Source organism: Methylobacterium sp. WL7, assembly GCF_008040085.1.
Classification (GTDB): domain Bacteria; phylum Pseudomonadota; class Alphaproteobacteria; order Rhizobiales; family Beijerinckiaceae; genus Methylobacterium; species Methylobacterium mesophilicum.
Genome location: NZ_VRVG01000013.1, coordinates 16944 through 42305 on the forward strand (window position 1 = coordinate 16944; position 25362 = coordinate 42305).

The window sequence follows — 25362 nt, forward strand, 5'->3', positions numbered from 1 at the left end:
CGTTGATGCGGCGGCCCTCTCGATTCGTACCCTCACACGCACTCGGAGACGTTCTGCATGGCGGCGGAGAATACGGCGGCCCACGACGCGACCGCGCGGACACAGGGCGGCACCGTCTCGGTAGCCCCTGGCTTCCAGGACGCTGACGATGTGCTGCCGACCTACCACATCGAGGCTCACACCTCGCTGGTCGAGCGCCCGCTGCGGGCCCTGAAGTTCGGCGAGGCGTTCGGCGTCCTGGATTCCTACGGGGATATCGGCGTCCAGCCCGGACCGGAGGGCCTGTACTTTCAGGACACCCGGTACCTGTCCCGCCTGGAACTCACGGTGGAGGGCCAGCGTCCGCTGATGCTGTCCTCGGTGATGCAGGACGACAACGGCGCTCTCAGCGTCGACATGACGACGCCCGACATCCGCCTCGACGCCCACGACGAGACCTCGATCCCGCGCGAGACCATCGCGATCGAGCGCACCAAGTTCCTGTTCCGGGGCGCCTGCTACGACCGCATCGGCCTGCGCTCGTTCGATTCCAAGCATCGCCGCCTGCGCATCGCCATCACGTTCGATGCCGATTACCGCGACCTGTTCGAGGTGCGCGGGACGGACCGCAAGGAGCGCGGCAAGCGCGGCGTCCTGGTGGCGAGCGACCGGGAGGTGCAGTTCCGCTATGTCGGGCTCGATGAGATCGTGCGCACGACCTCCCTCCACTTCGGCCCGAAGCCGGACGTGATCGAGCCGGGCCGCGTGGCCTTCGACGTGTCCCTGCCGCCGGAGGGCCGTGCCTCCCTGTTCATCCGCGTGGCCTTCGAGGCACACCGGGCCTTCACGAAGCCCCCGGGCGCCGAGATGGTCGGCGAGGACGCGGCCGCCAAGCTGACCCTGGCGGCCAATGTCGGCGGCGCCCGTCGCGAGCCGAAGGACCTCGCCGAGGGCATGATCTTCGCCCGGGCCTATCGCGATTCGCGTCGGGACCTGCGCGAGCTGACGGCGGGGATCACCACGATCATCTCGTCGAACGACCAGTTCAACGAGGGCCTGTGCCGGGCCACGGCCGACCTCTACATGCTGGCGAGCCGCACGCCGGAGGGGATCTACCCGTTCGCCGGCATCCCCTGGTATTCCACGGTGTTCGGCCGCGACGGCATCATCACCGCCATGATGGCGCTGTGGATCGATCCGAAGTTCGGCCGCGGCGTCCTGCGCTACCTCGCCGCGACCCAGGCCCGGGCGGTCGACCCTGCCGCCGACGCCCAGCCCGGCAAGGTGCTGCACGAGACCCGCCGGGGCGAGATGGCGATGCTCGGCGAAGTGCCGTTCCGCCATTACTACGGCACCATCGACGGCACGCCGCTCTTCGTGATGCTCGCCTGGGAGTACTACGCGGTCACGGGTGACCTCGAGACCATCAAGGCGATCTGGCCATCCCTGGAACTCGCCCTCGAATGGATGGACCGGTACGGCGACCGCGACGGCGACGGCTTCGTCGAATACGCCCGCGACACCGACAAAGGCCTCGAGAACCAGGGCTGGAAGGACAGCCACGATTCGATCTTCCACACCGATGGCCAACTCGCCAAGGGCCCGATCGCGCTGTGCGAGGTGCAGGGCTACGTCTACGCCGCCAAGAACGGCATGGCCAAGCTCGCGGCGCTGCTCGGGCACGATCCGATGGCCGAGCGCCTGTCGCAGGAAGCCACCGCCCTGCGCGAACGCTTCGACGCCGCGTTCTGGAACGAGGAGATCGGCACCTACGCGCTGGCGCTGGACGGCTCCAAGAAGCAGTGCGCCGTGCGCTCGTCGAACGCCGGGCACGCCCTGTTCACCGGAATCGCCAAGCCGGAGCGGGCCGCCCGGGTCGCCGAGACCCTCCTGGGCAAGGACGGCTTCAACGGCTGGGGCGTGCGCACCATCGCCAAGGGCGAGGCGCGCTACAACCCGATGTCGTACCACAACGGCTCGATCTGGCCGCACGACAACGCCCTGATCGCGATGGGGCTGGCCCGCTACGACCGCAAGCACGAGGCGGCGCGCATCTTCCAGGGGATGTTCGACACCTCGCTCTACCAGGACCAGAAGCGGCTGCCGGAACTGTTCTGCGGCTTCATGCGCCGGCGCCAGCGCGGTCCCGTGGCGTACCCGGTGGCCTGCAGCCCGCAGGCCTGGGCCGCGGCAGCGCCCTTCGCGTTCCTGGCCGCCTGCCTGGGCCTGGAACTCGACCACGACCGCAACAGCGTCCGGTTGAAGAATCCGGTCCTGCCCGGATTCCTCGACGGCGTGACGCTCTACAACGTCAAGCTGGGTCACTCGCGCCTGGACATCCGGTTCCAGCGCTACGACGACGACGTCACGGTCTCGGTGCTGCGCCGCCACGGCGACGTGCAGCTGATCGTGACGAAGTAGGCGGGCCCGCCAGTCGCCGCGGCCCGGTGACGGCGCCGCGGCGGCTGGCTTGCAGCCGACGTTAGGCTTTGTTCATGGCAGGTCGAGGACGGGACAGCTGACACGCCCCTTCCCGGACGCCTGGACCGTCAGTGGAATGTGCTCCGGGACCCCGGAGGGGGACGCGCCGCGAGGCGGCAACAATGAATGATTTAGCGGACGCTTCGCGGGTCTTCGTGCTGGGTCCCGGATCGCATTCCGCTGCTGCTGCATACGCCCGGGAAAAGGCGCTGCGCGAACGGCAATGTTCTCGGATGATAGCTTCTCGTCGGTCTCCCGTCTGCGGACCGCCCGACTTGGTGTAAGGGGCAACGTCAGCCCATCCGTCCCGGGACACGCCCCATGCCGGCCGCTCAATCCGCTCTGTCGCTCGCTCAGGCGCTGATCCGCTGTCCCTCCGTGACGCCTGAGGATCGCGGCGCCCTCGATATCGTGGCGCAGGCATTGAGCGGAGCGGGCTTTTCGGTGGAGCGCCCGGTCTTCGCCGAGCCGGGCTATCCCGATACGCCAAACCTGTACGCGCGCATCGGCACGCGCGGCCCCTGCCTCGTGTTCGCCGGCCACACCGACGTGGTGCCGGAAGGCGACGGGGCCTGGCGCCACGGACCGTTCGACGGGGCGGTGGCGGACGGCATGCTCTACGGCCGCGGCGCCGCCGACATGAAGGGCGGCATCGCCTGCATGCTGGCCGCGACCCTGGCGTTCCTGGGCCGCAGGGGCAGCGACTTTGCCGGCTCCATTGCCTTCCTGATCACCGGCGACGAGGAGGGGCCGGCGGTCAACGGTACGGTGAAGCTGCTCGACTGGGCCCGTGCCCGGGGCGAGCGCTTCGACCATTGCCTGCTCGGCGAGCCGACCAATCCGGGACGGCTCGGCGAGATGATCAAGATCGGCCGCCGGGGCTCGCTCACCGGCAAGCTGACCGTGCTGGGCCGCCAGGGCCACGTCGCCTACCCGCACAAGGCCGAGAATCCGATCCCCGGGCTGCTGCGGCTCGCCTCGGCGCTCGTCGCGGAGCCGCTCGACGGCGGCACGGCGCATTTCGACGCCTCGAACCTCGAATTCACGACGATCGACGTCGGCAACCCGGCCACCAACGTGATCCCGGCGACCGCCCGGGCGACCTTCAACGTCCGGTTCAACGACGACTGGACCGCGGAGAGTCTGGGCGCCGAACTCCGCGGGCGGCTGGAGCAGGCCGCCGGCAACGCGATCCGCTTCAGCCTGGACCTGCAGCCCTCGAACGCACCCGCCTTCCTGACCCGGCCGGACGCCTTCGTGGATCTCGTCTCCGAGGCGATCCGGGCCGAGACCGGCCTGACGCCCGCCCTGTCGACCACCGGCGGCACCTCCGATGCCCGCTTCATCAAGGATGCCTGCCCGGTGATCGAGTTTGGCCTCGTTGGCGAGACCATGCACCAAGTGGATGAATGCGTGGCCGTGGCGGATCTCGACCGCCTGACGGCAATCTACGAACGGGTGCTGGAGGCGTATTTTTCGGCACAGGACTGATCGGACGGCGCGTTCCGATCCGGTCCGATCCGGCTTCCCATCCCGCCCTCATCCTGACCTGATTGCGCCATCGGGCCTCGAAGGAGCCCTTCAGATGGCTCGGCGATCCCGGGAGGACTCCTCCGAGGCCTCCGCTTCGCTCCGGCACCTAAGGATAAGGGAGAGATAGGATCCCCGTTGCCACGAACCGTCTTCCGCCGGAAATCGCGATTTCGAATACGCGGTCAGGCGTAATCCACCCCCACGAACGTCAACCCGGCGGCCGGCGCGAGCGGCCCGCACCGGCGCTTCTCGCCGGAGGCCAGGATGTCGGCGACGTCGTCGGCCGAGAGCCGGCCGCAGCCGGCGAGCATCAGCGTTCCGACCATGGCCCGGACCTGATGGTGCAGGAACGAGCGCGCGCAGGTCGTCACCACGATCTCCTCGTGCAACGCCATCGTCGTGCGGGCGACGTCGAGCCGTTCCAGGGTCCGGATCGGGCTGTTGGCCTGGCATTCGGCGGCACGGAACGCGGAGAAGTCGTGCAGGCCGACGAGGCGCTGCGCGGCGCGGTCCATCGCGTCCGGATCGAGCGGCCAGGGCACCTGCCAGACATGGGCGCGGGTGAGCGCGGCGGGGCTGCGGCGGTTGAGGATCCGATAGCGGTAGTGCCGGCGGATCGCGGAGTAACGCGCATCGAAGCTCGTCGGGACGATCTCGGCCGAGAGGATCGCCACCGGCCGGGGGCGCAGGTGGGCGTTCAGCGCATCCCGCACCGTGTCGGCCCGCCAATCCTTGACGAGGTCGAGATGGGCGACCTGATGGATGGCGTGCACCCCGGCATCGGTCCGGCCGGCGCAGGTCAACCGGGATTGCTCGCCGGAGAAGCGGGTCACCGCCGCCTCGATCGCCCCCTGGACCGTGGGCGCCGCGGTCTGGCGCTGCCAGCCGCAGAACGGCGTGCCGTCGTATTCGATGACGAGCTTGTAGCGGGGCATCAGCCGAGACGCGTGCCGGGCGCGATGCGCGCGCCGCGCACGAACTCCGCCCCGCTGGCGCTGCCGCCCTTGCCGGCCCGCCGCAGTTCCAGCAGCCGGATCGCGCCCGCGCCGCAGGCGACCAGGCCCTCCGCGTCTAGGAGCGTCCCCGGCGCACCGGCGCCCTCTGCTGCCGACGCCCGGAGCACCTTCACCCGCTCGGGCCCCTTGCCGAGATCGAGCTCGAAGAACGCACCGGGGAAGGGCGACAGGCCGTTGACGTGGTTCGCCACCTGCCCGGCCGGACGCGACCAGTCGATCCGCGCCTCGTCGTTGCCGATCTTGTGCGCGTAGACCACGCCCTCAGTGGATTGCGGCGTGAAGGTCAGGTCGCCGCGGCCCAGGCGTTCCAGGGCCTCGGACATCAACGCGGCGCCCACCGGCATCAGCGCGTCGTGCAACGCGCCGGCGGTCATGCCCGGCGTGATCGGGACCCGCGCCTCCAGGGCCACCGGTCCGGTATCGAGCCCAAGCTCCATGCGCATGACCCCGACGCCGCTCTCGGCATCGCCAGCCATCACGGCGCGCTGGATCGGCGCGGCACCGCGCCAGCGCGGCAGAAGCGATCCGTGCAGGTTCAGGCATCCATGCCGGGGCAAGTCGAGGATCGCCTGGGGCAGCAGCATGCCGTAGGCGACCACCACGGCGACGTCGGTCGCGTGCCCGGCGAAGGTCTCGGCGGCCTCCGGCGTCCGCAAGGTCCCCGGTGTCAGCACCGGGATCCCGAGCGTGTCCGCGAACGCGTGGACCGGCGAGGGGCGCAGGTTCATGCCGCGGCCGGCCTTGGCCGGGGCCCGGGTGTAGACTGCGGCGATCTGGTGGCCGTCCTGCGCGATTCGAGCGAGCGTCGGCACCGCGAAATCCGGCGTGCCCATGAAGACGATGCGCATGGCGGTCACGCCGCGTCGCGCTTGGCCGCCTTGGTGAAGCGCTTGATCACCCGGTCGCGCTTCAGCTTCGAGATGTGGTCGATGAACAGCACGCCGTTCAGGTGATCTATCTCGTGCTGGATGCAGGTCGCCAGCAGGCCGTCGGCCTCGATCTCCTGCACCGTACCCTCGATATCGCGGAACTTCACCCGGACCCGGTCGGGCCGCTCGACCTCGGCGTAGTATTCCGGGATCGACAGACAGCCCTCGTCGTAGATCCGCTTCTCCGCCGAGGCCCAGACGATCTCCGGATCGATGAACACACGCGCGTCGCGCACGCCCTCTTCCTTCGAGGTGTCGATGGTCACGACCCGCTTGGCGACGCCGACCTGGATCGCCGCCAGCCCGACGCCCGGCGCGTCGTACATCGTCTCGAACATGTCGGCGACGAGCGTGCGGATCTCGGGCGTGATCGGCCCGACCGGATCGGAGACGCGGCGCAGGACGGCGTCGGGGAGGATGACGAGCGGACGGATGGTCATGGCGGAAACCGGCAGGGGGCGCGCATCGAACCTGTGCCCCGGGGATCCCGAGGCAATATGGCGTGGGTCGGGGCCGGTCAAATTCCGATGCTCCGACCCACCCCTATCAAGGGTTGCCGCGCGGTCCGCGCTACCGGCTCAGCTCAGAACGCCGTGCGGCTGCGGATCGCCGCGGTGAGCGTGCCCTCGTCGAGGTAATCCAGCTCGCCGCCGACGGGGACGCCGTGGGCCAGCCGCGTCACCTTACGGTCGAGGTGTCGGATCGACTCGGTGACGTAGTGGGCGGTGGTCTGGCCGTCGACGGTGGCGTTCAGCGCCAGGATGATCTCCTTGACGGCGGGATCGGCCGCGCGCTCCACGAGGCTGGCCAGGTTCAGGTGCTCGGGCCGCACGCCGTCGAGCGCTGAGAGGACGCCGCCGAGCACGTGGTAGCGCGACTTGACCGCCCCGGACCGCTCGAGCGCCCAGAGGTCCGATACGTCCTCCACCACCACCAGGGTCGTGGGATCGCGCTCGGTGTCCTGGCAGATCGTGCACGGCTCGGAGGTATCGACGTTGCCGCAACTCGTGCACACCACGATGCGCTCCGCCGCCACCCGCATGGCGTCGGCCAGCGGGGCGAGCAGCGTCTCGCGCTTCTTGATCAGCTGGAGCGCGGCCCTGCGCGCGGAACGCGGTCCGAGACCCGGCATCCGGGACAGAAGCTGGATCAGGCGTTCGATCTCGGGGCCGGCGACGGCTTGGGGCATCATGCCTCTTGGCGGGGATCAACGGTGGGAATTTCGAAGGTCGGGACGTCGAAACGTCCGGCAGGGCATAGCCGCCACCGGGCAACGCGCAAGGGCGCATCTCAGCCCACCCAGGATATGGGTATTCCCGACGCGTTCTGCTCCGACCCAAATTAAGAATACCGAGCAGCAATGGGTTACACTAGGCGCCACTTGCGATCAGCACTGTGGTCAAACACGCTCCATGATGTTGCGGGCGCTCAGCAACACCCAGTAAGACGGCAACGCTTGGCCGCCTATCCAGTATGGGGGCGAGCAACCGGGGAACGGTGATCCAGCGTGCGGCGGTCCTGTACGCCCGCACGGACGTCTCCCGGGTTAGTCCCGGACGCCCCTGGCGTCCGGTCTTGTCGCGTCGACGGCACGAACAGGGGCCCCGGGAGACACGCTCTTGACCAACATCGGTGATCACAACGCGGCCCACGATGCCGACGCGGCCGGCTTCCGCGCGCTGAAGGCCGTCCACTGGAATTTCGAGGCCCCGCGCCTCTACGAGGAGGCGCTCGCCCGCAAGGAGGGCCAGCTCGCCCGCGGCGGCGCCTTCGTGGCGACCACCGGCAGCCATACCGGCCGCTCGCCCAAGGACAAGTTCGTGGTGCGCGATGCCAGCACCGAGAACGAGATCTGGTGGGAGAACAACGGCGCGATCACGCCGGAGCAGTTCGCGGTCCTGCACCGGGACTTCCTCAAGCATGCCGAGGGCAAGGAGCTGTTCGCCCAGGACCTCTACGGCGGCGCCGACCCGGCCCACCGGGTCAAGGCCCGGGTGTTCACCGAGTTCGCCTGGCACTCGCTATTCATCCGCAACCTGCTGATCCGGCCGGACCGCTCCGAGATCGCGTCCTACGTACCGGACCTGACGATCATCGACCTGCCGAGCTTCCAGGCGGATCCAGCCCGGCACGGCTGCCGGTCCAAGACCGTGATCGCCATCGACTTTTCCAAGAAGCTCGTGCTGATCGGCGGCTCGGCCTACGCGGGCGAGATGAAGAAGTCGGTCTTCACCTACCTGAACTACATCCTGCCCGGCCAGAACGTGATGCCGATGCACTGCTCGGCCAACGCCGCGCTCGACGCCGAGGGCGGCTCGGCGATTTTCTTCGGCCTGTCGGGCACCGGCAAGACCACCCTGTCGAACGATTCCTCGCGCCAGCTGCTCGGCGACGACGAGCACGGCTGGTCGGACGAGGGCATCTTCAACTTCGAGGGCGGCTGCTACGCCAAGACGATCCGCCTCTCGCGCAATGCCGAGCCCGAGATCTACGCCACCACGGAGCGCTTCGGCACCGTGATGGAGAACGTGGTGATCGATCCGGTCAGCCGCGTGCCGGATTTCGACGACGGGTCGCTCACCGAGAACACCCGCTGCGCCTACCCGCTCGACTTCATCGCCAACGCCAGCGCCACCGGCCGGGCCGGGCATCCGAAGAACATCGTGATGCTGACCTGCGACGCCTTCGGGGTGATGCCCCCGATCGCCAAGCTCACCGGCGCCGAGGCGATGTACCACTTCCTGTCGGGCTACACCGCCAAGGTCGCCGGCACCGAACGCGGACTCACCGGGCCGGAGGCGACGTTCTCGACCTGCTTCGGCGCGCCGTTCATGCCCCGGCACCCGAGCGCCTATGGCAACCTGCTGCGCGACCTGATCGCCAAGCACGAGGTCGATTGCTGGCTGGTCAACACCGGCTGGACCGGCGGCGGCGTCGGCACCGGCCGGCGCATGCCGATCCGCGTCACCCGCCGCCTGCTCGCCGGGGCCCTCGACGGGTCTCTCGCCCAGGCGGAGTTCCGCCGCGACCCGTATTTCGGCTTCGCGGTTCCGGTCTCGGTCCCGGGCGTCGAAGCGGACATCCTCACCCCGGTCAAGACCTGGGGCAACAAGAGCGCCTTCGTCGAGACGGCGGCGCGGCTGGTGAAGATGTTCGACGACAACTTCAAGCGCTTCGAGGCCCACGTCGATTCCGACGTGCGCGCCGCCGGGCCGACCGCGCAGGCCATCGCCGCCTAAGACGCGGATCGGGCGGCGGTTGCCGCTGCCGCCCGTTCACCCGAGCCCGCTCAGCAACTTCGCCAGCAGCGCGTTCAGCGTGCGCTGCTGGCCATCCGTCAGGACGGCCAGGACCCTGCGCTCGGTCTCGACATGGACCGGCAGCAGGGCGTCGATCAGCTTTTTTCCCTCATCCGTCAGCGCCACCAGCGTCCCGCGCCGGTCCGTCGGATGTTTTCGCCGCGCGATCAGACCGGCCTTCTCCAGGCGGTCGATCCGCGCGGTCATCCCGCCCGACGAGATCATCGCCGCGTCGCACAGGGCCGTCGGCGTCAGCGCATAAGGCGCGCCGGACCGCCGCAAGGTCGCGACCACGTCGAACTCGCCTTGCTGCAGGCCGAACTCGGCGAAGACCGGATTGAGCCGGTCCCGCACCACAAGCTGCGCCAGCTCCGTCAGCCGCCCCAGGACCTCCATGGGGAAGGCCTCGATGTCGGGCCGCTCGCGCCGCCACTGCGCCACGGCCTGCGCCGCACGGTCCGTCACACGCCCTCCCCTTTGCCTAGATATCTTGACGTCAAGATACTTCCCATCGAGATTTTAGGCTGAGAGAATCGCACGGGCAATCGTGTGGGAATCACCGCTGCGGATGGAGGAGGCGATGGCTCTGCCGGTCCAAACCACCATGGGTCACATTGCGGTGTCGGCTCACCTCCTGCTCCTGTTCACCGGGTCGTTGTTGGGCCTGACGACCGTCGTGGCCGGTCTCGCCGCCGGGCTGGGCTGGCCGCCGATCGCGTTCCTGTTCTGGTCGGCGCTCGGCGGCGGGCTGATCCTGGCCATCCTCGCCCTGGCGGCTGGTGAGAGGTTGACGCCGTCGCCCGCGCTCCTGCGCTACGGGCTGCAGGCCGGACTTTTGAGCTTCGCGCTGCCCAACATCCTGTCCTTCGCGGCAATCCCGCATGTCGGCTCCGGCTTCGTGGCGCTCTGCCTCGCCTTCCCGCCCTTGCTGACCTACGGCCTCGCCCTGGTCCTGGGGATGGATCGGCTGTCGGTTCAGGGGCTGGCCGGCATGGCGCTGGGACTCGGGGGCGCGATGCTGTTCGCCGCCTCACGCCTGACCGGAGCCGAGGGAGGCGGGCTCTGGACTGCGCTCGCGCTCGCGGCGCCGGTCAGCGTCGCAGCCGGCAACATCTATCGCACGGTGGCATGGCCCGCCGACGCGCCGCCGCGGCTGCTGGCGCCGGTCATGGTGCTGATCGCCGCGGCGATCGTCGGCGCCTACGCGGTGATCTCCAAGATCCCGCTCCTGGCGGCAACTTCCGTCCACACAGCCGGCCTGCTGCCCCTCCAGGCGGCGATCATCGCCGGGACCTACGCGCTGTTCTTCGTCTTGCAGAAGCGCAGCGGCCCGGTCGGGCTGAGCCAGATCGGCTGGATCGGGGCGATCACCGGCAAGGGGCTCGCCGTTGTGCTTTTGGGCGAGAGCGTGCCGCCGATCCTCGCGCTGGCGATTCCGCTCATCCTGGCCGGGATCGTCCTGGTGAGCCGCCGGCCGCGGTGAGGCGGACGCAGCTTGAGCCCGCTCCTAGAACGGCAGCTTCATGCCGGGCGGCAGGGGCAGGCCCTTGGTCAACTCTGCCATCCGCTCCTGCATAGTCGCCTCGGCCTTGCCGCGGGCGTCGTTGCAGGCGGCCACGATCAGGTCTTCGAGGATCTCGCGCTCGTCGGCGACCATCAGGGACGGGTCGATGCTGACGCCCTTCATCTGGCCCTTGGCGGACATGGTCACCCGCACGGAGCCGCCGCCCGAGGCGCCGGTTACCTCGATCTCGTCGAGCTCGGCCTGCAGGGAGCCCATCTTCTCCTGCATGGCCTGAGCCTGCTTCATGATGCCCATCAGGTCGCGCATGCAGCTCTCTCGTGTGGTGTCTCGGTCAGTCTAGTTGGGTATCGCGTCGGCTCGCCGCCATGTGCGGCGGCGCCTGCGTGTCAGAAGTCGTCGTCCGGGGCCTCGTCCGCCGGCACCGGATCGCCGTCCCCCGGGATCTCCTGATGGGGTGAGGGGAGCGGCGCGGTCTCCCGCACATCCACGATCTCCGCGCCGGGGAAGCGGGTCAGCACCTCACGAACGAACGGGTCGGCGGCGGCATTCTCGCGGCGGGTCTCTGTCGCGGCCTTCACGGCGGCGTCGAGGGTCGGGGCGCCGGCCTCCTTCGAGACCGCGACGACCCAGCGCTGGCCGGTCCAGCGCAGGATCGCGGCGGCGATATCGGTGGCGAGCGTCGCCCGGCCGCCCGGGGCGAGGGCGAACTCGATCCGCCCTTCCTCGAAGCGTACGAGGTGGACGTCGCGCTCCAGCGCGGTCTTCAGCAGGATGTCGCGGTTGGCGTCGGCCAGCGCCACCACGTCCTCGTAGCGGGCCAGCCGCGGCGCGGGCGGAGCAGCCGGCCGCTCGGCCGGGGCGGCCATGACGGAGGGAGCCGCCCTCGCCACCGGCGCTGCAATGGGGGCCGCCATTGGGGCGGCAGCGGGCGCCGCCATCGGTGCGGAGACCGGCATGGGGCGGGAAGCGACGGCCGCCGCCGTCTGTCCGCCGCCACGCAGGTCGGGGATCGGCGGCAGGGGCGGACGGCCGGAGGATGGCGGTGCCTCCTCGGCCGGTGCCGCCGCAGCCTCGGCCTTGAGCTGGCGCAGGGCCTCGTCCGGTGTCGGCAGGTCGGCCGCGTAGGCCAGGCGGACGATCGCCATCTCGGCCGCCGCCAGGGGGCGGGGCGCGGCCTGGACCTCGGGGATCGCCTTGAGCAGGATCTGCCAGGCCCGCGACAGGGCGCGGATCGAGAGCTGTTCCGCGAACTGACCGCCGCGGACCCGCTCGGTCTCGCTGAGCGTCGGGTCGGAGGCGGTCTCCGGCACGGCCTTGAGGCGGGTCACGAGGTGGGTGAAGGCCGCGAGGTCGGACAGTACCACCGACGGGTCGGCGCCGGAATCGTACTGGGCCCGCAGCTCCGCAAAGGCCGCCGGCACCGAGCCGCGCATCACCGCCTCGAACAGGTCGAGGATGCGCGCCCGGTCGGCGAGCCCGAGCATGTCGCGCACGCTCTGGGCCGTGACCGCGCCGGCGCCGTGTGCGATGGCCTGGTCGAGCAGCGAGAGCGCATCGCGGACCGAGCCCTCGGCGGCCCGCACGATGGCGCCCAGCGCCTCCTCCTCGGCCTCGACTTTTTCCGCCGCGCAGACCTTGGCGAGATGGGCGTGCAGGACCGGCGCCTCGACCCGGCGCAGGTCGAACCGCTGGCAGCGCGACAGGATCGTCACCGGGACCTTGCGGATCTCCGTGGTGGCGAACACGAACTTGGCGTGGGGCGGCGGCTCCTCGAGCGTCTTCAGGAAGGCGTTGAACGCCTTCTCGGACAGCATGTGGACCTCGTCCACGATGTAGACCTTGTAGCGCGCCGAGACCGGTCCGTAGCGGATGCCGTCGATGATCGCGCGCACGTCGTCGATGCCGGTATGCGAGGCGGCATCCATCTCCAGCACGTCCATGTGCCGGGATTCCATGATCGCGGCGCAGTGCAGGCCGAGTTCCGGCATCGACACGGTCGGGCCGGTATCGGGAACTCCGGCGCGGGCGTAGTTGAGGCCGCGGGCGAGGATGCGGGCGGTGGTGGTCTTGCCGACCCCGCGCACGCCGGTCAGCATCCACGCCTGCGGTATGCGGTTGGCCGAGAACCCGTTGGCCAGTGTCCGGACCATCGCGTCCTGGCCGATCAGGTCGCCGAAATTGGTCGGGCGGTATTTCCGCGCGAGCACCCGATAGGGCGTCACCGCGCCAGCGGGGCTCGCGAACCCGGGCAGGCCCGGCTCGTCGTCAGGCGTGCCGGTCGTAGCGTCCATGCCGTATCGGGTCGGGCTGCCGAGCGCCAAGAAACGAGGCAAGAAATAAGGTGGGAGGCTGGACGAAGACCCGCTCGGTCTCGTTAGGGCTGCTTCCTTCCGGACCTGACCCGGTTGGCGAGTGAAACGTCCCTCGCCAACCCCCCGCCGGCTATATGGCCGGGCTCTTTGCCGAACGCAAGCGCCGGCTACTCGGCCTTGCGCTTGACCACAGCAAGGGTCTTGGGATCGAGCTTCAGGTCGAACTGCTTGCCGCTGGCGTCGATGGCGTCGTCCACCTCGATCATGCCGTCGTCGAGTTCGATCTCCTTCCACTTGGTGAAGCCCTCCTGGCGGAGCACGGCCTCGACCTTGGCCTGCTGGTCGGGCGGCAGCTTCTCGTCGGCCCGGGCGACGCTGGTGAGGCCGGCGGCCAGGGTGAGGGCGAGGAAGGGGGCGGCGAGGCGCATGAGGGGCTCCGTGTCTTCGTTGCGTGCCGGCTTTGAACAGGAAGAGGACGCCGAGGTTCCGGCCTGACCGCGATCCTCTTGAGGCCGCTTCGATTTTCCCGCACAGCTAAGGTTGCCCGTCGCGCCGCTCCGGCGCCGGGGCCCAGGACTGCCGACCTATGGTCACACGCGTCGCCACCGTGGCGTTCGAGGGGATCGAGGCCCGGGCCGTGGACGTGCAGGTCCAGATCATCCCGGGCAACGTCGTCTTCAACGTGGTCGGCCTGCCCGACAAGGCGGTGGCCGAATCGCGCGAGCGGGTGCGTGGCGCGCTGATCGCCTCGGGTCTTGCGCTGCCGGCCAAGCGCATCACCGTCAACCTCGCCCCGGCCGACTTGCCGAAGGAAGGCTCGCACTACGACCTCCCGATCGCGCTCGGCGTCATGGCGGCGATCGGGGCGATCCCAGCCGACGCGTTGGGGGGCTATTGCGGGCTCGGCGAGCTGGCTTTGGACGGCAGCATCACGGCGGTGAACGGCGTGCTGCCGGCCGCCATCGCGGCGGGGGCGCGCGGCCTCGGGCTGATCTGCCCGGCCGCGACCGGGTCCGAGGCGGCCTGGGCGGGTGGCGATCTCGACGTGCTCGCCCCGCGCTCGCTGATCCAGCTCGCCAACCACTTCAAGGGCAGCCAGGTCATGGCCCGGCCGGAACCGTCCGTGGCCAGCCTGGCCGGACCGCTGCCGGATCTCTCCGATATCAAGGGTCAGGAGGGGGCCAAGCGGGCCCTGGAGATTGCGGCGGCGGGCGGTCACAACCTTCTGATGAACGGGCCGCCCGGCTCCGGAAAGTCGATGCTCGCCGCCCGTCTGCCGTCGATCCTGCCGCCGCTGACGCCGCGGGAATTGCTCGACATCTCCATGATCCAGTCGGTGGCGGGCCAGCTGAAGGGCGGCGCGCTCTCGAACCGCCGGCCGTTCCGGCAGCCGCATCATTCCGCCTCGATGGCGGCCTTGGTCGGCGGCGGTCTCGGCGCGCGACCCGGGGAGGTGTCGCTCGCCCATGGCGGCGTGCTGTTCCTGGACGAATTGCCCGAGTTCAACCCGCAGGCGCTCGACAGCCTGCGCCAGCCGATGGAGACCGGGGAGGTGATGATCGCCCGGGCGAACCACCGGGTGACCTACCCGGCGCGCTTCCAGCTCGTGGCGGCCATGAACCCGTGCCGCTGCGGGCAAGGCTTGGAGCCGGGCTATGCCTGCCGGCGCGGGCCGAACGCGCGCTGCATGGCGCAGTACCAGTCCCGGATCTCCGGGCCGATGCTCGACCGGATCGACCTGCGCATCGAGGTCCCGGCGGTCACGGCCGCCGACCTGATCCTGCCGCCGCCGGCCGAGGGCTCCCGCGAGGCCGCCGCCCGGGTCGCCGAAGCCCGCACGCTCCAGACGACGCGCTATGCCGCCCGCGCCCTGCCGGCCGCCACCACCAACGCCACATGCCCGGCGACGCTGATCGAGGAGGTGGCGAGCCCCGATGCCGAGGGGACGGCCCTAATCCGGCAGGCGGCCGAGAGCATGCGGCTCTCCGCCCGCGGCTTCCACCGGACCCTCCGGGTGGCGCGCACGCTGGCCGACCTCGACGGCGAGGCGCAGGTGCGCCGGCTGCACCTGGCCGAGGCCTTGTCCTATCGGGGCCGGAGCGACGCGTCCGCGGCGGCCGCGTGAGCGCGGACCTGGCCGTCACGATCGGGCAGGCCAGCGCGGCCGGCCGCAAGGATGCGAACCAGGATTTCCACGGTGCCCTGGTGCCGGTGCAGCCGGCGCTCGGCCTCAAAGGGATCGCGGTGGCGCTGGCCGACGGGATCAGCAGCAGCGCGGTCGGCGCCCTGGCGAGCGAGACCGCGGTCAAGAGCTTCCTCGGCGACTACTACGCCACCCCGGACACGTGGTCGGTGAAGTCCTCGGCGCAGCGGGTGATCGCGGCGACGAATTCCTGGCTCTACGCGCAGACACGGCGCGGGCACGACCCGCACGATGCCGACAAGGGCTACGTCACCACCCTCGATGCGCTTGTCCTAAAGGCGCGCACCGCGCACCTGTTCCATGTCGGCGATGCCCGGATCTGGCGTGTCGCCGGCCGGTCCTTGGAGCAACTCACCGAGGATCACAGAGTCGTGGTCTCCGCGGCGGAATCGTATCTCGGTCGCGCGCTCGGGGCGGGTGGGCATGTCGAGATCGATTATCACACGGCGAGCCTGGAGGCCGGCGACGTCTTCGTGCTGACGACCGACGGCGTCCACGAGCATGTCCGCCCGCGGGACGTGGCCGCCATGATCGCCGAGGCCGGAGACGATCTCGACGGCGCCGCCCGGGCGATCGTGGAGGCCGCGCACGAGGCCGGCAGCCCGGACAACCTGACCGTCCAGATCGTGCGGATCGACTCCGTGCCGGAGGGCGAGCCGGCCGACCTGCTCGGTGGCGTCGAGGGGCTCGATCCGGCACCCCTGCTCGATCCGCCGGCCGACTTCGACGGCTACCGGCTGCTGCGCACGCTGCATTCCGGGCCGCGCAGCCGGGTCTACCTGGCGCTCGACGCGGTGACCGGGGATCCGGTCGCGCTGAAGGTCCTATCCCTCGATCTGCGCGACGACCCGGCCCAGCGCAAGCGCTTCGCCCTGGAGGAGTGGATCGCCCGGCGGATCGACAGCCCGCACGTGCTCAAGGCCCATCCGCAGACCCGCCGCCGCAGCCACCTCTACACGGTCATGCGCTACGTCGAGGGTCAGACCCTGACCCAGTGGATGCGCGACCACCCGGCTCCCGAGTTGGAGGCGGTGCGCGGCCTCGTCGAGCAACTGGCGAAGGGCGTGCAGGCCTTCCACCGAAAAGAGATGGTCCACCAGGATCTGCGTCCCGACAACGTCCTGATCGACAAAGCCGGCACCGTCCAGGTCATCGATTTCGGGGCCACCAAGGTGGCCGGGGTGGTGGAGGGCGATCCCAGGCTCGATGCGGCCGAGATCCTGGGGACCGTGCAATACACGGCGCCGGAATGCTTCCTGGGCGAGCCGTCCACGGCCTGTTCCGACATCTTCGCGATGGGGGTGATCGCCTACCAGATGCTCACCGGCCGGCTGCCCTACGCTGACCGGGTGCCCCGGGCGTTGACGCGCGCGGCCCAGCGCAAGCTCCGCTACGTCTCGGCCCGCAATGCCCGGCCGCTGTTGCCGGCCTGGGTCGATGGGGCGCTCCGGAAGGCCGTGCAACCCGATCCTACGCGGCGGTACCAGGCGCTCTCGGAATTCGTCCACGATCTCCGGTATCCCAACCCGGCCTTCACGGAGACCCGACGGGCGTCGCTGCTGGAGCGCGATCCGCTGCTGTTCTGGCGGTTTCTGTCGCTGGTGCTGGGCCTCGTCGCACTCGGGCTGGCCGGCATCCTGATCGCCCACCCGCCCCGGTGACTCGGAGCGTCAACCGTGCAGTTCGGGATATCGGCGGAAGATCCCGTCCTCGTTGAACGGGATGCGCCGGTCGCTCGCCAGGTAGGCGGCGATGCGCGGGCGCTGCGCCACCGCTTCGTGCAGCCGGGCGACATGCGGCGTGTCGCGCAGGGCAGCATTGGATGCGTTCGGGAAGGCGTAGCGCAATCCGGCGACCAGCTGGAACAGGGATAGGTCGGCGTAGGACAGCTTTGATCCGACCAGGCGTTCGCTCCCGTTCGCCGCCAGCACGCGCTCGAAATACCCGAAGAATTTGGGGATGCGGTCCTGGCGGAACCCTTCGGCCCGGCGCGCGGCCTCCGGCTTCTGGTCGGCGTAGTACAGGCCGACCCCGAGGGGATGGTGCGTGTCGTGGGCCTCGTCCACCGCATCCGCGATGGTGAGCTGCAATTGGTGCGTCCAGATCCGGTCCGCCTCGGAGGCGCCGACGAGGCCGAGGCGCGGCCCGAGATAGAGCAGGATCGCGGTGCTCTGGCCGATCACGACATCGCCGTCGCGCAGGAACGGCGGCGCGAAGGGCGGTCGGCGATTGCCCGGATCGGTGAGGCGGTCGAGCATCGGCTCGATGCCGCCGGCCTCGTCGTCCCGCCGCGCGATGTCGACATAGTCGGCACCGGCCTCTTCGAGGGCGAGGCGGACGAACTCGCCGCGCCCCTGGATCATCGGCCAGTAATGCAACTCGTAGGGCATCGGGTCTCCTTCAGCGGGAAGACGCGGTGCCGGCGCGTGGTTCCCGCTCAGTTGCCCGGGGCGTCGCCGTCGGTCGCCTTCTCGGGCGGCGGCTCGGCGCTGGCGACCGCCTTGTGGGCCAGCATCGGCTGCAGGTGCTCGGCGAGCTGCTGGTCGAGATGCTTGACGTAGGCGCCCTTGAAGTAGCGCTCACCCGTCTTTGCGCCGTAGAGCCGGTCATGGGCCTGGATCATCGCGGCCACCTCCGGGCGGCACAGGAAACCGGTGATGCCCACCGCCTCGTACCAATGGCCGGCCCGGGCCTCGGCCGTCGCCTTCGGGTTCGCCAGCACGGTCTCGGCGAAGCATTCCGTCGCCGCCTGCCGCAGCGGGCCCAGAACCTTCTCGGCCTCCGCCTTGTTCACCACCGGCGCGGCCGGATGGCGGTGGGGACGCGCCTCAGCCGTCGATGCCAGCGCGAGAACGGCGAAGGTGGCGAGGATCGTGGACTTCATGCGGGCGGCCTCGTCGGGTGTCCGAATGGCGTTCAGCATTCCCTCATGATTGCGTCGGGATCGCGGCTGACGGGACGTTGCGTCCGCCCGATCTCGGGCAAGATGCGGACGATTTCGCGACCGCGCTCAGCCCCGCCGCTCGGCCCGCCAGCGGCCGCGGCAGGCGAGGGCGCCGGAGGCGGCCCAGGTGCCGGCGCCGAACCCGTTCGGGCCGAGCCGGCCGGCGACGTCGGCGGTGCCGAGACCGTTGGCGATCGAGCCCCGGACCACGCCGTTCCGGGCGACGCTGCCCTGCACGACGAAGGCCGTCCCCATGAGGCGCGCCTGCCCGTGCTCGATGCGCACCGGGTATCGGTAGGCCCGGTCGCAGGGACCGGATTCGGTGCGGATCTCGACGCTCCAAGTGCCGTCGAACCGGTAAGGGCCGTCGAACCGGTCCGGGATCCGGACCGCCCGCGGCGTCGCCGCGGCGGGGATCGCGAGTCCGAGGATCAGGGCGGCGCCGGTCAGGCACCCGAAACGGTGTCGGCTCATGGCGATGATCGGGGCAGGCGGTCTCGTGATCGTCTCAGGCGGCGGGCGGCCGCACGGCGGCCCGGAGGGCACCGTTGAGCAGGCTCACCAGATCGCAGCCGACATGCAGGAAGGCATGGACGCCCGCCGCCTTCAGGGGATCGATCAGGTCCACCGGCTTGCCGGCAACGTAGATCGTTCCGGCGCCGGCTTGCTTGAGGGCCTCCGTAGCCGCCACCGCGTGCTCGGTGTAGAGCGCGTCGGTCGAGCAGATGCAAACGAGCGTCGCGCCGGATTCCCGGAATGCCGCCGCGAGGGCTGCCGGGTCCGTGAAGCCGTCGTTCGACACGGCCTCGATGCCGCCCGCCGCGAAGGCGTTGGCCGCGAAGGTCGCCCGGGCATTGAACGCCGAGACCGTGCCGAGATTGGCGAGGAACACGGCGGGCCGACGCCCGGCCTTCGTCAGGACGGCGTCGGAGGCGTCGCGCAGCGCCTCGAAAGGCTCGGCCAGACGGATCGACGGCAGCGCATCGCAGGCGACGGCCGAACCGGAGCCGAAATTCGAGGCGGGGCGGGCGGTCACCGGCTTCACGTCGAGGACCGTGACCGGCTTCTCGGCGAGGTTGGGGAATTCGCTCGCGCCCGTCAGGGGCTCGCGGCGGGTCGCCACGGCCTTGGCCCGGGCCTCGCGAGTCGCCTCGATGCGCCGCTGCAGCTTGCCGACGCTGAGCGAGGCGACGATGCCGCCTTCGGCCTCGATCGCCTGGAACGCCTCCCAGGCCGCCTCGGCGAGCTGGGCGGTCAGCGTCTCGAACCCGCCGGCACCGGCCGCCGGATCGCTGACCCGCGCCAGGTGCGATTCCTCCAGCAGAACGATCTGGCTGTTGCGTGCCACCCGCCGGGCGAAGGCGTCGGGCAGGCCGAGCGCGAGGGTGTAGGGCAGGACCGTGACGCTGTCGGCGCCGCCCATGCCGGCCGACGCGGCGGCCATGCCGGTGCGCAGGATGTTCACGAACGGATCGCGCCGGGTCATCATCCGCCATGCGGTCTCGGCGTGGAGGCGCAGGGGCTTCGGATCCAGCCCGCAGGCCTGCTCGATCCGGGCCCAGAGCCGCCGCATGGCGCGGAACTTCGAGACCGTGACGAACTCGTCGGCATCGGCGGCGAGCAGCACGGAGATCCGGTCGCGCGCCGTGGCGAGGTCGTGGCCGGCGGCCTCCAGGGCGCGCAGGTAGGTGACCGCGGTAGCGAGCACGGCGCCGAGTTCGGCCGCCTCGCCGGCGCCGGCCTCGTGGTAGGGGCGCCCGTCGGCCAGGAGGGCCCGGCCGGTGAAGCCCGCGGCTTCGAGGTCGGAGACGGTGTCGGCCAGCCGCGGGGCGATCTCGGACCAGACCGCGCCGAGGCTGCCGGTGGCGGCGAGCGTCCCCACCGGATCGATGCCGAGGTCGAGGTCGTAGGTCGAGAGGTCTTCACCGCGGCGGGCCGCGAGGTCCTTCACCAGGGCGGCGACTTCCAGGCCGCACGCGCCCGCGTCGAAGCGCAGGGCGATCAGCGGCAGCATCACGCCCTTCAGCACGGCGTCGAGATCCTCGACACTCCGGGCGGTCAGGCCGTAGCCCCGGGCGCCGGCCGCGCCGGAGAACACCAGGGCCAGCGCGTCGGAGCCACCTTCGAGGTCGGTCATCGCCTGGGTGTTGGCGATCGCGATCTCGGGATGATCGACCCGCTGGGACACGCGCCAGGGGCCGGGCTCGCGGAAGGGTTGCGCAGTCGGCTCCGCACGCTCGTAGAGCGGCTCGATCCGCAGGCCGTCGCTCGTCCGGGAGACCAGCCGTTTCTCGAAGTCGGCGCCCTTCAGGACGCTGTCCACGAGGCCGAGCCAGCGCGCCCGGTCGGCGGGCTTGAACAGGTCGGCGAGCGGTGTGTCTTCCATCGGATAGTCCCCGGGCGCGGCGTCTTGTGCACCGCTTTCAGGGACTTGCCTCGCATGCCGCTCGCCCGGAGGCAATCGCCCGTTGGACGAGGATTGTTATCCGAGGATGATCAACCCGGCGAAGCCCAGGGCGCCGACGATGATCCGCCACCAGGCGAACAGCCGGAACCCATGGCGGGACACGTAGTCGAGCAGCACGCGGACCACGAACAGGGCCGAGACGAACGACACGATGAAGCCGATCACGATCAGGCCGACATCGTCGCGCGAGAGGAATTTGTAGTTGTCGAACAGGTCCTTGGCGAAGGCGCCGGCCATGGTCGGCATCGCCAGGTAGAACGAGAATTCGGTGGCCGAGCGCTTGTCGGCGCCCATCAGCATCGCGCCCACGATGGTCGCGCCCGAGCGCGACACGCCCGGGATCATGGCCAGGCACTGGAAGATGCCGATCTTCAGGTCCATCGGCAGGGAGAAGTCGTAGACGTCGGTCTTCTTCACCTCGAGGTCGGTGTCGTCGAGGACGAGCAGCACCAGGCCGCCGGCCACCAGCGTCGCGCACACGATCCACGGGTTGAACAGGTAGGCCTTGATCACCTTCGAGAAGAGGCCGCCGATGATCGCGGCCGGCAGGAACGCCACCAGGATGCCGATCACGAAGCGGCGAGCCTGCGGGTTGGTCGGGAGTGCGGTGGCGATGCCGACGAGGCGGCGGAAATACACCGTCAGGATCGCCAGGATCGCCCCGAGCTGGATCAGCACCTCGAAGGTGTTGTTGGGGGAGTGGAAGCCGATGAAGTGGCCGACCAGGAGCTGGTGACCGGTGGACGAGACCGGGATGAACTCCGTCGCGCCCTCGACCAGAGCGAGAAGGACCGCCTTCCCGATGCTTACCGGATCCATTGTCGAGCCTCGCGCCGCGGGCGCACGCCGGCCCGAACCAGGCGCGTCGCGAACCGTCCAAAGAATGTGCCCGGAGGCTTCGCCCATCAGGGTTGACGAGCGGTTACCGGAGCGGGCCGCGCGTGTTAAGGGCTCGGCAACGATCGAGCAATAACGCTCGCTCTGAAGTCCTGCGCGCCGAAATCCCACGCGCCGGGGCCGACGACCGGCGCGGGACTGTCCGCGCCGTCTGACCGAGCAGTCCTCACGGCCTCAATGGCGACCCTCTACCACTTCCCCTTCTGCGCGAACTCCCGGTTCATCCGTCTCGTGCTCGCCGAGATGGGCCTGGAACCGACGCTGTTCGAGGAGCGCCCCTGGGAGCGCCGGGACGATTTTCTGCTGATCAATCCGGCGGGCTCCACGCCCGTGCTGCTGGAGCAGACCGGTCTCGTCGTGCCGGGTGCCGGAGTGATCGCCGAATACCTGGACGAGACGAGGGGCCTCGGGCTTTCCGGCCGCCGCATGTTGCCGGACGACACGGTGGAGCGCGTCGAGGTCCGGCGTCTGCTGGACTGGTTCCTGATCAAATTCGATTCCGAGGTCACCGGCTACCTGGTCAACGAGAAGATCTCGAAGCGCTTCATGTCGGCGCACGAGGGCGGCGGCCCGCCGGACATGAACGCGATCCGGGCGGCGCGCACCAACGTGCGCTACCACCTCAAGTATATCGGCTATCTCATCGCGCGCCGGCGCTGGCTCGCGGGCGACAACCTGACCTATGCCGACCTGGCGGCGGCCGCCCATCTCTCGTGCGCCGACTATCTCGGCGACGTGCCGTGGGACGAGGACGAGATGGCCCGCAACTGGTATGCCCGGGTCAAGTCGCGGCCCTCGTTCCGGGGGCTGCTCGCCGACCGGGTGGCCGGCATGCCGCCGGCGGCCCATTACGCGGATCTGGATTTCTGAGCGCACGACGGACCTATCACGGTGCCGACCTGCGCCGCCTCGTCGAGGGGCGGGCGCGCCATCTCGGCTTCTGCGGGATGCGGGTCACGCGGCCCGACCGGCTCCCGGACCTGCCCGCGCGCCTGTCGTCCTGGCTGGAGGAAGGCGCCCACGGCACCATGGACTGGATGGCGGAACGCGCCGACCAGCGCGCGAGCCCGGTCGGCCTCTGGCCGGGCCTGCGCAGCATCCTGGTCTTCGCCATGAGCTACCGCCCGGACGACGATCCGCTCGACCTCGTGGCCATGAAGGAGCGCGGCGCGATCGCGGCCTATGCCCGCCGCCGGGACTATCACGACGTTTTGAAAGGCCGCCTGAAGGAACTCGGCGGCTACCTGTCCGCCAAGGGCGACGTCCGGGTGAAGGTCTTCTGCGACACCGCCCCGGTCATGGAGAAAACCCTGGCTGAGGCCGCCGGTCTCGGCTGGCAGGGCAAGCACACGGTGCTGCTCTCCCGGGAGCACGGCAACTGGCTGCTGCTGGGGGCGATCTACACCAGCGCCGAGTTCGAGGCCGACGAGCCCGGGCGCGGCCATTGCGGCTCCTGCCGGGCCTGCCTCGACATCTGCCCGACCGATGCCTTCCCGGCTCCGTACCGGCTCGATGCGCGGCGCTGCATCTCATACCTGACCATCGAGCATGCCGGGCCGATCGCGGCGGAGTTCCGGACGGCGATCGGCAACCGCGTGTTCGGCTGCGACGATTGCCTGGCGGTCTGCCCCTGGAACAAGTTCGCCCGGACCGCGGCCGATGCCCGCCTGGCCGCCCGGGCGGACCTCGCGGCTCCGGCGCTGGTGGATCTTGCCGGATTGGATGATGCGTCGTTCCGGAAACTCTTCGCCGGCACGCCGGTGAAGCGCACCGGCCGGGACCGGTTTCTTCGCAACGTCATGATCGCGGTCGGCAATTCCGGGGATCCCGACCTCGCGGATGCGGCGATCGCGCGGCTCGCAGACGACTCGCCGCTGGTGCGCGGCATGGCGGTGTGGGCCTGCGGTCGCCTGCTGGAGCCAGCCACCGTCCAGGCACTGCGCCGGCAGCACGAAGCCGCCGAGACGGATTCGCACGTTCGCGACGAGTGGAGTGCCGTCACCGCCTTGACGGAAGTCCGGGCCGGCGAGACATCCCCGCCATGAACCTCTTCATCTTCGGGCTCGGCTTCACAGGCCGGCGTTTCGCCGAGCGGGCGCGCGACCGCTTCCAGACGGTGCGGGCCACCGTCACCGACCCGGCGAGTGCCGCGCGCATCGCCGCCGAGACCGGCTTCACGATGCGGGCCTTCGGGCCGGAAGCCGACGATCCCCACATCGCCGATGATCTCGCCGACACCGATGCGCTCCTCGTCTCGGCGCCGCCGTCCGAGCGGGGCGACCCGGTGCTGCGGCGCTATGCGGACGCGATCGCGGCGAGCCGGGTCGGCTGGATCGGCTACCTCTCGACCATCGGCGTCTACGGCGACCAGGGCGGCGCCTGGATCGACGAGACCACGCCGGCCGCGCCGCGCAGCGCCCGCTCCCGGATCCGGCTCGAGGCCGAGGCGGCCTGGTTCGATCTCGGCGCCCGGACCGGCAAGGCCGTGCAGGTGTTCCGGCTGTCGGGTATCTACGGCCCGGGGCGCAACCCGATCGTTAAGCTGCGCGAGGGTCGGTCGCAGCGCATCGTGAAGGCGGGCCAGGTCTTCAACCGCATCCATGTCGACGACATCGCGACGACCCTGCTGGCCTCGCTCGACCGTCCGAGGCCGGGGGCGGTCTACAACGTCACCGACGACGAGCCGACGCCGCCGCAGACCGTGACCGAGCACGCCGCCGTGCTCGCCGGCTTGCCGCTGCCGCCGGAGATCGACTTCGAGACCGCCGACCTGTCTCCGATGGCGCGCAGCTTCTACGGCGAGAACAAGCGCGTGCGGAACCGGCTGATCCGGGACGAACTCGGCGTCGCGCTGGCCTACCCGACCTATCGCGAAGGGCTTGCTGCCTTGAAGGACGAGGCCTGATCAGGCTTCCAGGTGCCGCGGCCGGACGAGGCGACGGAGCAGGCCGCCGCGCGGGCCGGCGAGCATCGAGACGATGTAGAGCGCGCCGGCGGCGAGCACGATGGCCGGGCCGCTCGGCAAGTCGAGCTGGTAGGACAGGCTGAGCCCGGTCACGCTCGCCACCGCGGCGATCAGCATCGAGACCGGGATCAGGCCGCCGAGGTCGCGCGCCCAGAACCGGGCCGCCACGGCCGGCAGCAGCATCAGCCCGACCGCCAGCAGGGTCCCGAGCGCCTGGAAGCCGCCCACGAGGTTCACCACCACCAGCGCCAGGAAGGCGAGATGCACCGGGCCGCCGCTGCGGCTCACCGTGCGCAGGAACAGCGGATCGACGCATTCCATCACCAGCGGCCGGTAGATCGCGGCGAGCACCACCAGGGTCAGCGTGCTGATGCCGCCGAGCAGGATCAGCGCGGCGTCGTCTAGGGCCAGCACCGAGCCGAACAGGAAGTGCATCAGGTCGATCTGCGAGCCGCGTAAGGACACCAGCAGCACGCCGCCGGCCAGCGAGATCAGGTAGAAGGCCGCGAGGTTCGAATCCTCGCGCACCACCGTGGCCCGGGTGACCGCGCCGGCGAGCAGCGCCACCGCCAGACCGGCGACCAGCCCGCCGAGCGTCATGGCCGGCAGCGAAAGGCCGGCGACCAGGAAGCCGGCCGCGGCACCCGGCAGGATCGCGTGGCTCATCGCGTCGCTCATCAGACTCATCCGGCGCAGGGTCAGGAAGACCCCGACCGGCGGCGCCGAGACCGACAGTGCGAGGCAGCCCGCCAGCGCCCGGCGCATGAAGCCGAACTCCACGAAGGGTGCCAGCAGCGGTCCGAACGGATCGA

General features: G+C 70.3%; 23 protein-coding genes and 1 other RNA gene. 9 read left to right on the forward strand and 15 right to left on the reverse strand.

Annotation, left to right across the window (positions count from 1 at the left end; genetic code table 11):
- The first annotated feature begins 57 nt into the window (after window positions 1-57).
- Both FV233_RS05910 and dapE read left to right on the forward strand, forming a co-directional pair.
- Window positions 58-2400 carry a glycogen debranching N-terminal domain-containing protein gene (locus FV233_RS05910; RefSeq protein ID WP_147854530.1) on the forward strand — a complete coding sequence of 781 codons (2343 nt, stop codon included), beginning with the start codon at window positions 58-60 and terminating at the stop codon, window positions 2398-2400.
- A 381-nt stretch (window positions 2401-2781) separates the two neighbouring features.
- A complete protein-coding gene (gene dapE / locus FV233_RS05915) occupies window positions 2782-3951 on the forward strand; it encodes a succinyl-diaminopimelate desuccinylase (RefSeq protein WP_147854531.1) in 1170 nt (389 codons plus the stop codon).
- Between the two features lie 224 nt (window positions 3952-4175).
- Here dapE and truA read toward each other — a convergent pair whose 3' ends face one another.
- From truA to recR, 4 genes are all read right to left on the reverse strand, one after another.
- The gene (truA, locus tag FV233_RS05925) at window positions 4176-4928 is read right to left on the reverse strand and encodes a tRNA pseudouridine(38-40) synthase TruA (RefSeq protein WP_147854532.1); all 753 of its coding nucleotides are present in this window, start codon (window positions 4926-4928) and stop codon (window positions 4176-4178) included.
- Window positions 4928-5857: a methionyl-tRNA formyltransferase gene (gene fmt, locus FV233_RS05930; RefSeq protein WP_147896932.1), complete on the reverse strand. Its 930-nt coding sequence runs from the start codon at window positions 5855-5857 to the stop codon at window positions 4928-4930. Before fmt ends, truA begins: the two co-directional genes overlap by 1 nt.
- Window positions 5858-5862: 5 nt before the next feature.
- Window positions 5863-6378, reverse strand: coding sequence for a peptide deformylase (gene def, locus FV233_RS05935; protein WP_147896904.1), 516 nt, complete (start codon window positions 6376-6378; stop codon window positions 5863-5865).
- A 143-nt stretch (window positions 6379-6521) separates the two neighbouring features.
- Window positions 6522-7127, reverse strand: coding sequence for a recombination mediator RecR (gene recR, locus FV233_RS05940; protein WP_147896905.1), 606 nt, complete (start codon window positions 7125-7127; stop codon window positions 6522-6524).
- A 430-nt stretch (window positions 7128-7557) separates the two neighbouring features.
- Here recR and FV233_RS05945 point away from each other — a divergent pair, with 430 nt between their 5' ends.
- Complete coding sequence (locus tag FV233_RS05945) at window positions 7558-9177, forward strand: phosphoenolpyruvate carboxykinase (protein WP_147896906.1); 1620 nt, start codon at window positions 7558-7560, stop codon at window positions 9175-9177.
- A 36-nt stretch (window positions 9178-9213) separates the two neighbouring features.
- On the opposite strand, the gene FV233_RS05950 is transcribed toward FV233_RS05945, so the two are convergent.
- A complete protein-coding gene (locus FV233_RS05950) occupies window positions 9214-9678 on the reverse strand; it encodes a MarR family transcriptional regulator (protein WP_246689917.1) in 465 nt (154 codons plus the stop codon).
- Between the two features lie 139 nt (window positions 9679-9817).
- On the opposite strand from FV233_RS05950, the gene FV233_RS05955 reads away from it, so the two are divergent.
- Window positions 9818-10720: a DMT family transporter gene (locus FV233_RS05955; protein WP_147855759.1), complete on the forward strand. Its 903-nt coding sequence runs from the start codon at window positions 9818-9820 to the stop codon at window positions 10718-10720.
- A gap of 24 nt (window positions 10721-10744) precedes the next feature.
- Here the strand turns inward: FV233_RS05955 and FV233_RS05960 are convergent, their stop codons facing one another.
- From FV233_RS05960 to FV233_RS05975, 4 genes are all read right to left on the reverse strand, one after another.
- Window positions 10745-11068, reverse strand: coding sequence for a YbaB/EbfC family nucleoid-associated protein (locus FV233_RS05960; RefSeq protein ID WP_007561429.1), 324 nt, complete (start codon window positions 11066-11068; stop codon window positions 10745-10747).
- 80 nt (window positions 11069-11148) lie between these two features.
- Window positions 11149-13053 (reverse strand): DNA polymerase III subunit gamma/tau, encoded by a 1905-nt coding sequence (locus FV233_RS05965; protein ID WP_147896908.1) that lies wholly within the window; start codon window positions 13051-13053, stop codon window positions 11149-11151.
- A 48-nt stretch (window positions 13054-13101) separates the two neighbouring features.
- Window positions 13102-13200: signal recognition particle sRNA small type (gene ffs, locus FV233_RS05970), an RNA gene on the reverse strand.
- Window positions 13201-13241: 41 nt separating this feature from the next.
- Complete coding sequence (locus FV233_RS05975) at window positions 13242-13502, reverse strand: PepSY domain-containing protein (RefSeq protein ID WP_147857039.1); 261 nt, start codon at window positions 13500-13502, stop codon at window positions 13242-13244.
- Window positions 13503-13660: 158 nt separating this feature from the next.
- On the opposite strand from FV233_RS05975, the gene FV233_RS05980 reads away from it, so the two are divergent.
- Together FV233_RS05980 and FV233_RS05985 are read left to right on the forward strand one after the other, a co-directional pair.
- Window positions 13661-15199: a YifB family Mg chelatase-like AAA ATPase gene (locus FV233_RS05980; RefSeq protein WP_147896909.1), complete on the forward strand. Its 1539-nt coding sequence runs from the start codon at window positions 13661-13663 to the stop codon at window positions 15197-15199.
- Window positions 15196-16938 carry a bifunctional protein-serine/threonine kinase/phosphatase gene (locus FV233_RS05985; protein WP_147896910.1) on the forward strand — a complete coding sequence of 581 codons (1743 nt, stop codon included), beginning with the start codon at window positions 15196-15198 and terminating at the stop codon, window positions 16936-16938. Before FV233_RS05980 ends, FV233_RS05985 begins: the two co-directional genes overlap by 4 nt.
- Window positions 16939-16947: 9 nt before the next feature.
- Here the strand turns inward: FV233_RS05985 and FV233_RS05990 are convergent, their stop codons facing one another.
- From FV233_RS05990 to FV233_RS06010, 5 genes are all read right to left on the reverse strand, one after another.
- Window positions 16948-17667 carry a glutathione S-transferase gene (locus tag FV233_RS05990; protein WP_147896911.1) on the reverse strand — a complete coding sequence of 240 codons (720 nt, stop codon included), beginning with the start codon at window positions 17665-17667 and terminating at the stop codon, window positions 16948-16950.
- Between the two features lie 47 nt (window positions 17668-17714).
- The gene (locus FV233_RS05995; RefSeq protein ID WP_147856855.1) at window positions 17715-18161 is read right to left on the reverse strand and encodes a hypothetical protein; all 447 of its coding nucleotides are present in this window, start codon (window positions 18159-18161) and stop codon (window positions 17715-17717) included.
- 126 nt (window positions 18162-18287) lie between these two features.
- A complete protein-coding gene (locus FV233_RS06000) occupies window positions 18288-18695 on the reverse strand; it encodes a hypothetical protein (RefSeq protein ID WP_147896912.1) in 408 nt (135 codons plus the stop codon).
- Window positions 18696-18729: 34 nt separating this feature from the next.
- Window positions 18730-20607, reverse strand: coding sequence for a methylmalonyl-CoA mutase family protein (locus tag FV233_RS06005; protein WP_147896913.1), 1878 nt, complete (start codon window positions 20605-20607; stop codon window positions 18730-18732).
- 96 nt (window positions 20608-20703) lie between these two features.
- A complete protein-coding gene (locus FV233_RS06010) occupies window positions 20704-21507 on the reverse strand; it encodes an undecaprenyl-diphosphate phosphatase (protein WP_147854298.1) in 804 nt (267 codons plus the stop codon).
- A 255-nt stretch (window positions 21508-21762) separates the two neighbouring features.
- Here FV233_RS06010 and FV233_RS06015 point away from each other — a divergent pair, with 255 nt between their 5' ends.
- Genes FV233_RS06015 through FV233_RS06025 form a run of 3 tightly spaced genes read left to right on the forward strand, consistent with a single transcriptional unit; the run spans window position 21763 to window position 24490 of the window.
- Window positions 21763-22455 (forward strand): glutathione S-transferase family protein, encoded by a 693-nt coding sequence (locus FV233_RS06015; RefSeq protein ID WP_007561448.1) that lies wholly within the window; start codon window positions 21763-21765, stop codon window positions 22453-22455.
- Between the two features lie 29 nt (window positions 22456-22484).
- On the forward strand, window positions 22485-23630 hold the full coding sequence (gene queG / locus FV233_RS06020; RefSeq protein ID WP_147896933.1) for a tRNA epoxyqueuosine(34) reductase QueG: 1146 nt from the start codon (window positions 22485-22487) through the stop codon (window positions 23628-23630).
- Window positions 23627-24490, forward strand: a complete 864-nt coding sequence (locus tag FV233_RS06025; RefSeq protein ID WP_147854299.1) for an SDR family oxidoreductase — start codon at window positions 23627-23629, stop codon at window positions 24488-24490. The genes queG and FV233_RS06025 overlap by 4 nt, the downstream gene beginning before the upstream one ends.
- Here FV233_RS06025 and FV233_RS06030 read toward each other — a convergent pair whose 3' ends face one another.
- A complete protein-coding gene (locus FV233_RS06030; protein ID WP_147896934.1) occupies window positions 24491-25315 on the reverse strand; it encodes a metal ABC transporter permease in 825 nt (274 codons plus the stop codon).
- Window positions 25316-25362 lie beyond the last annotated feature (47 nt).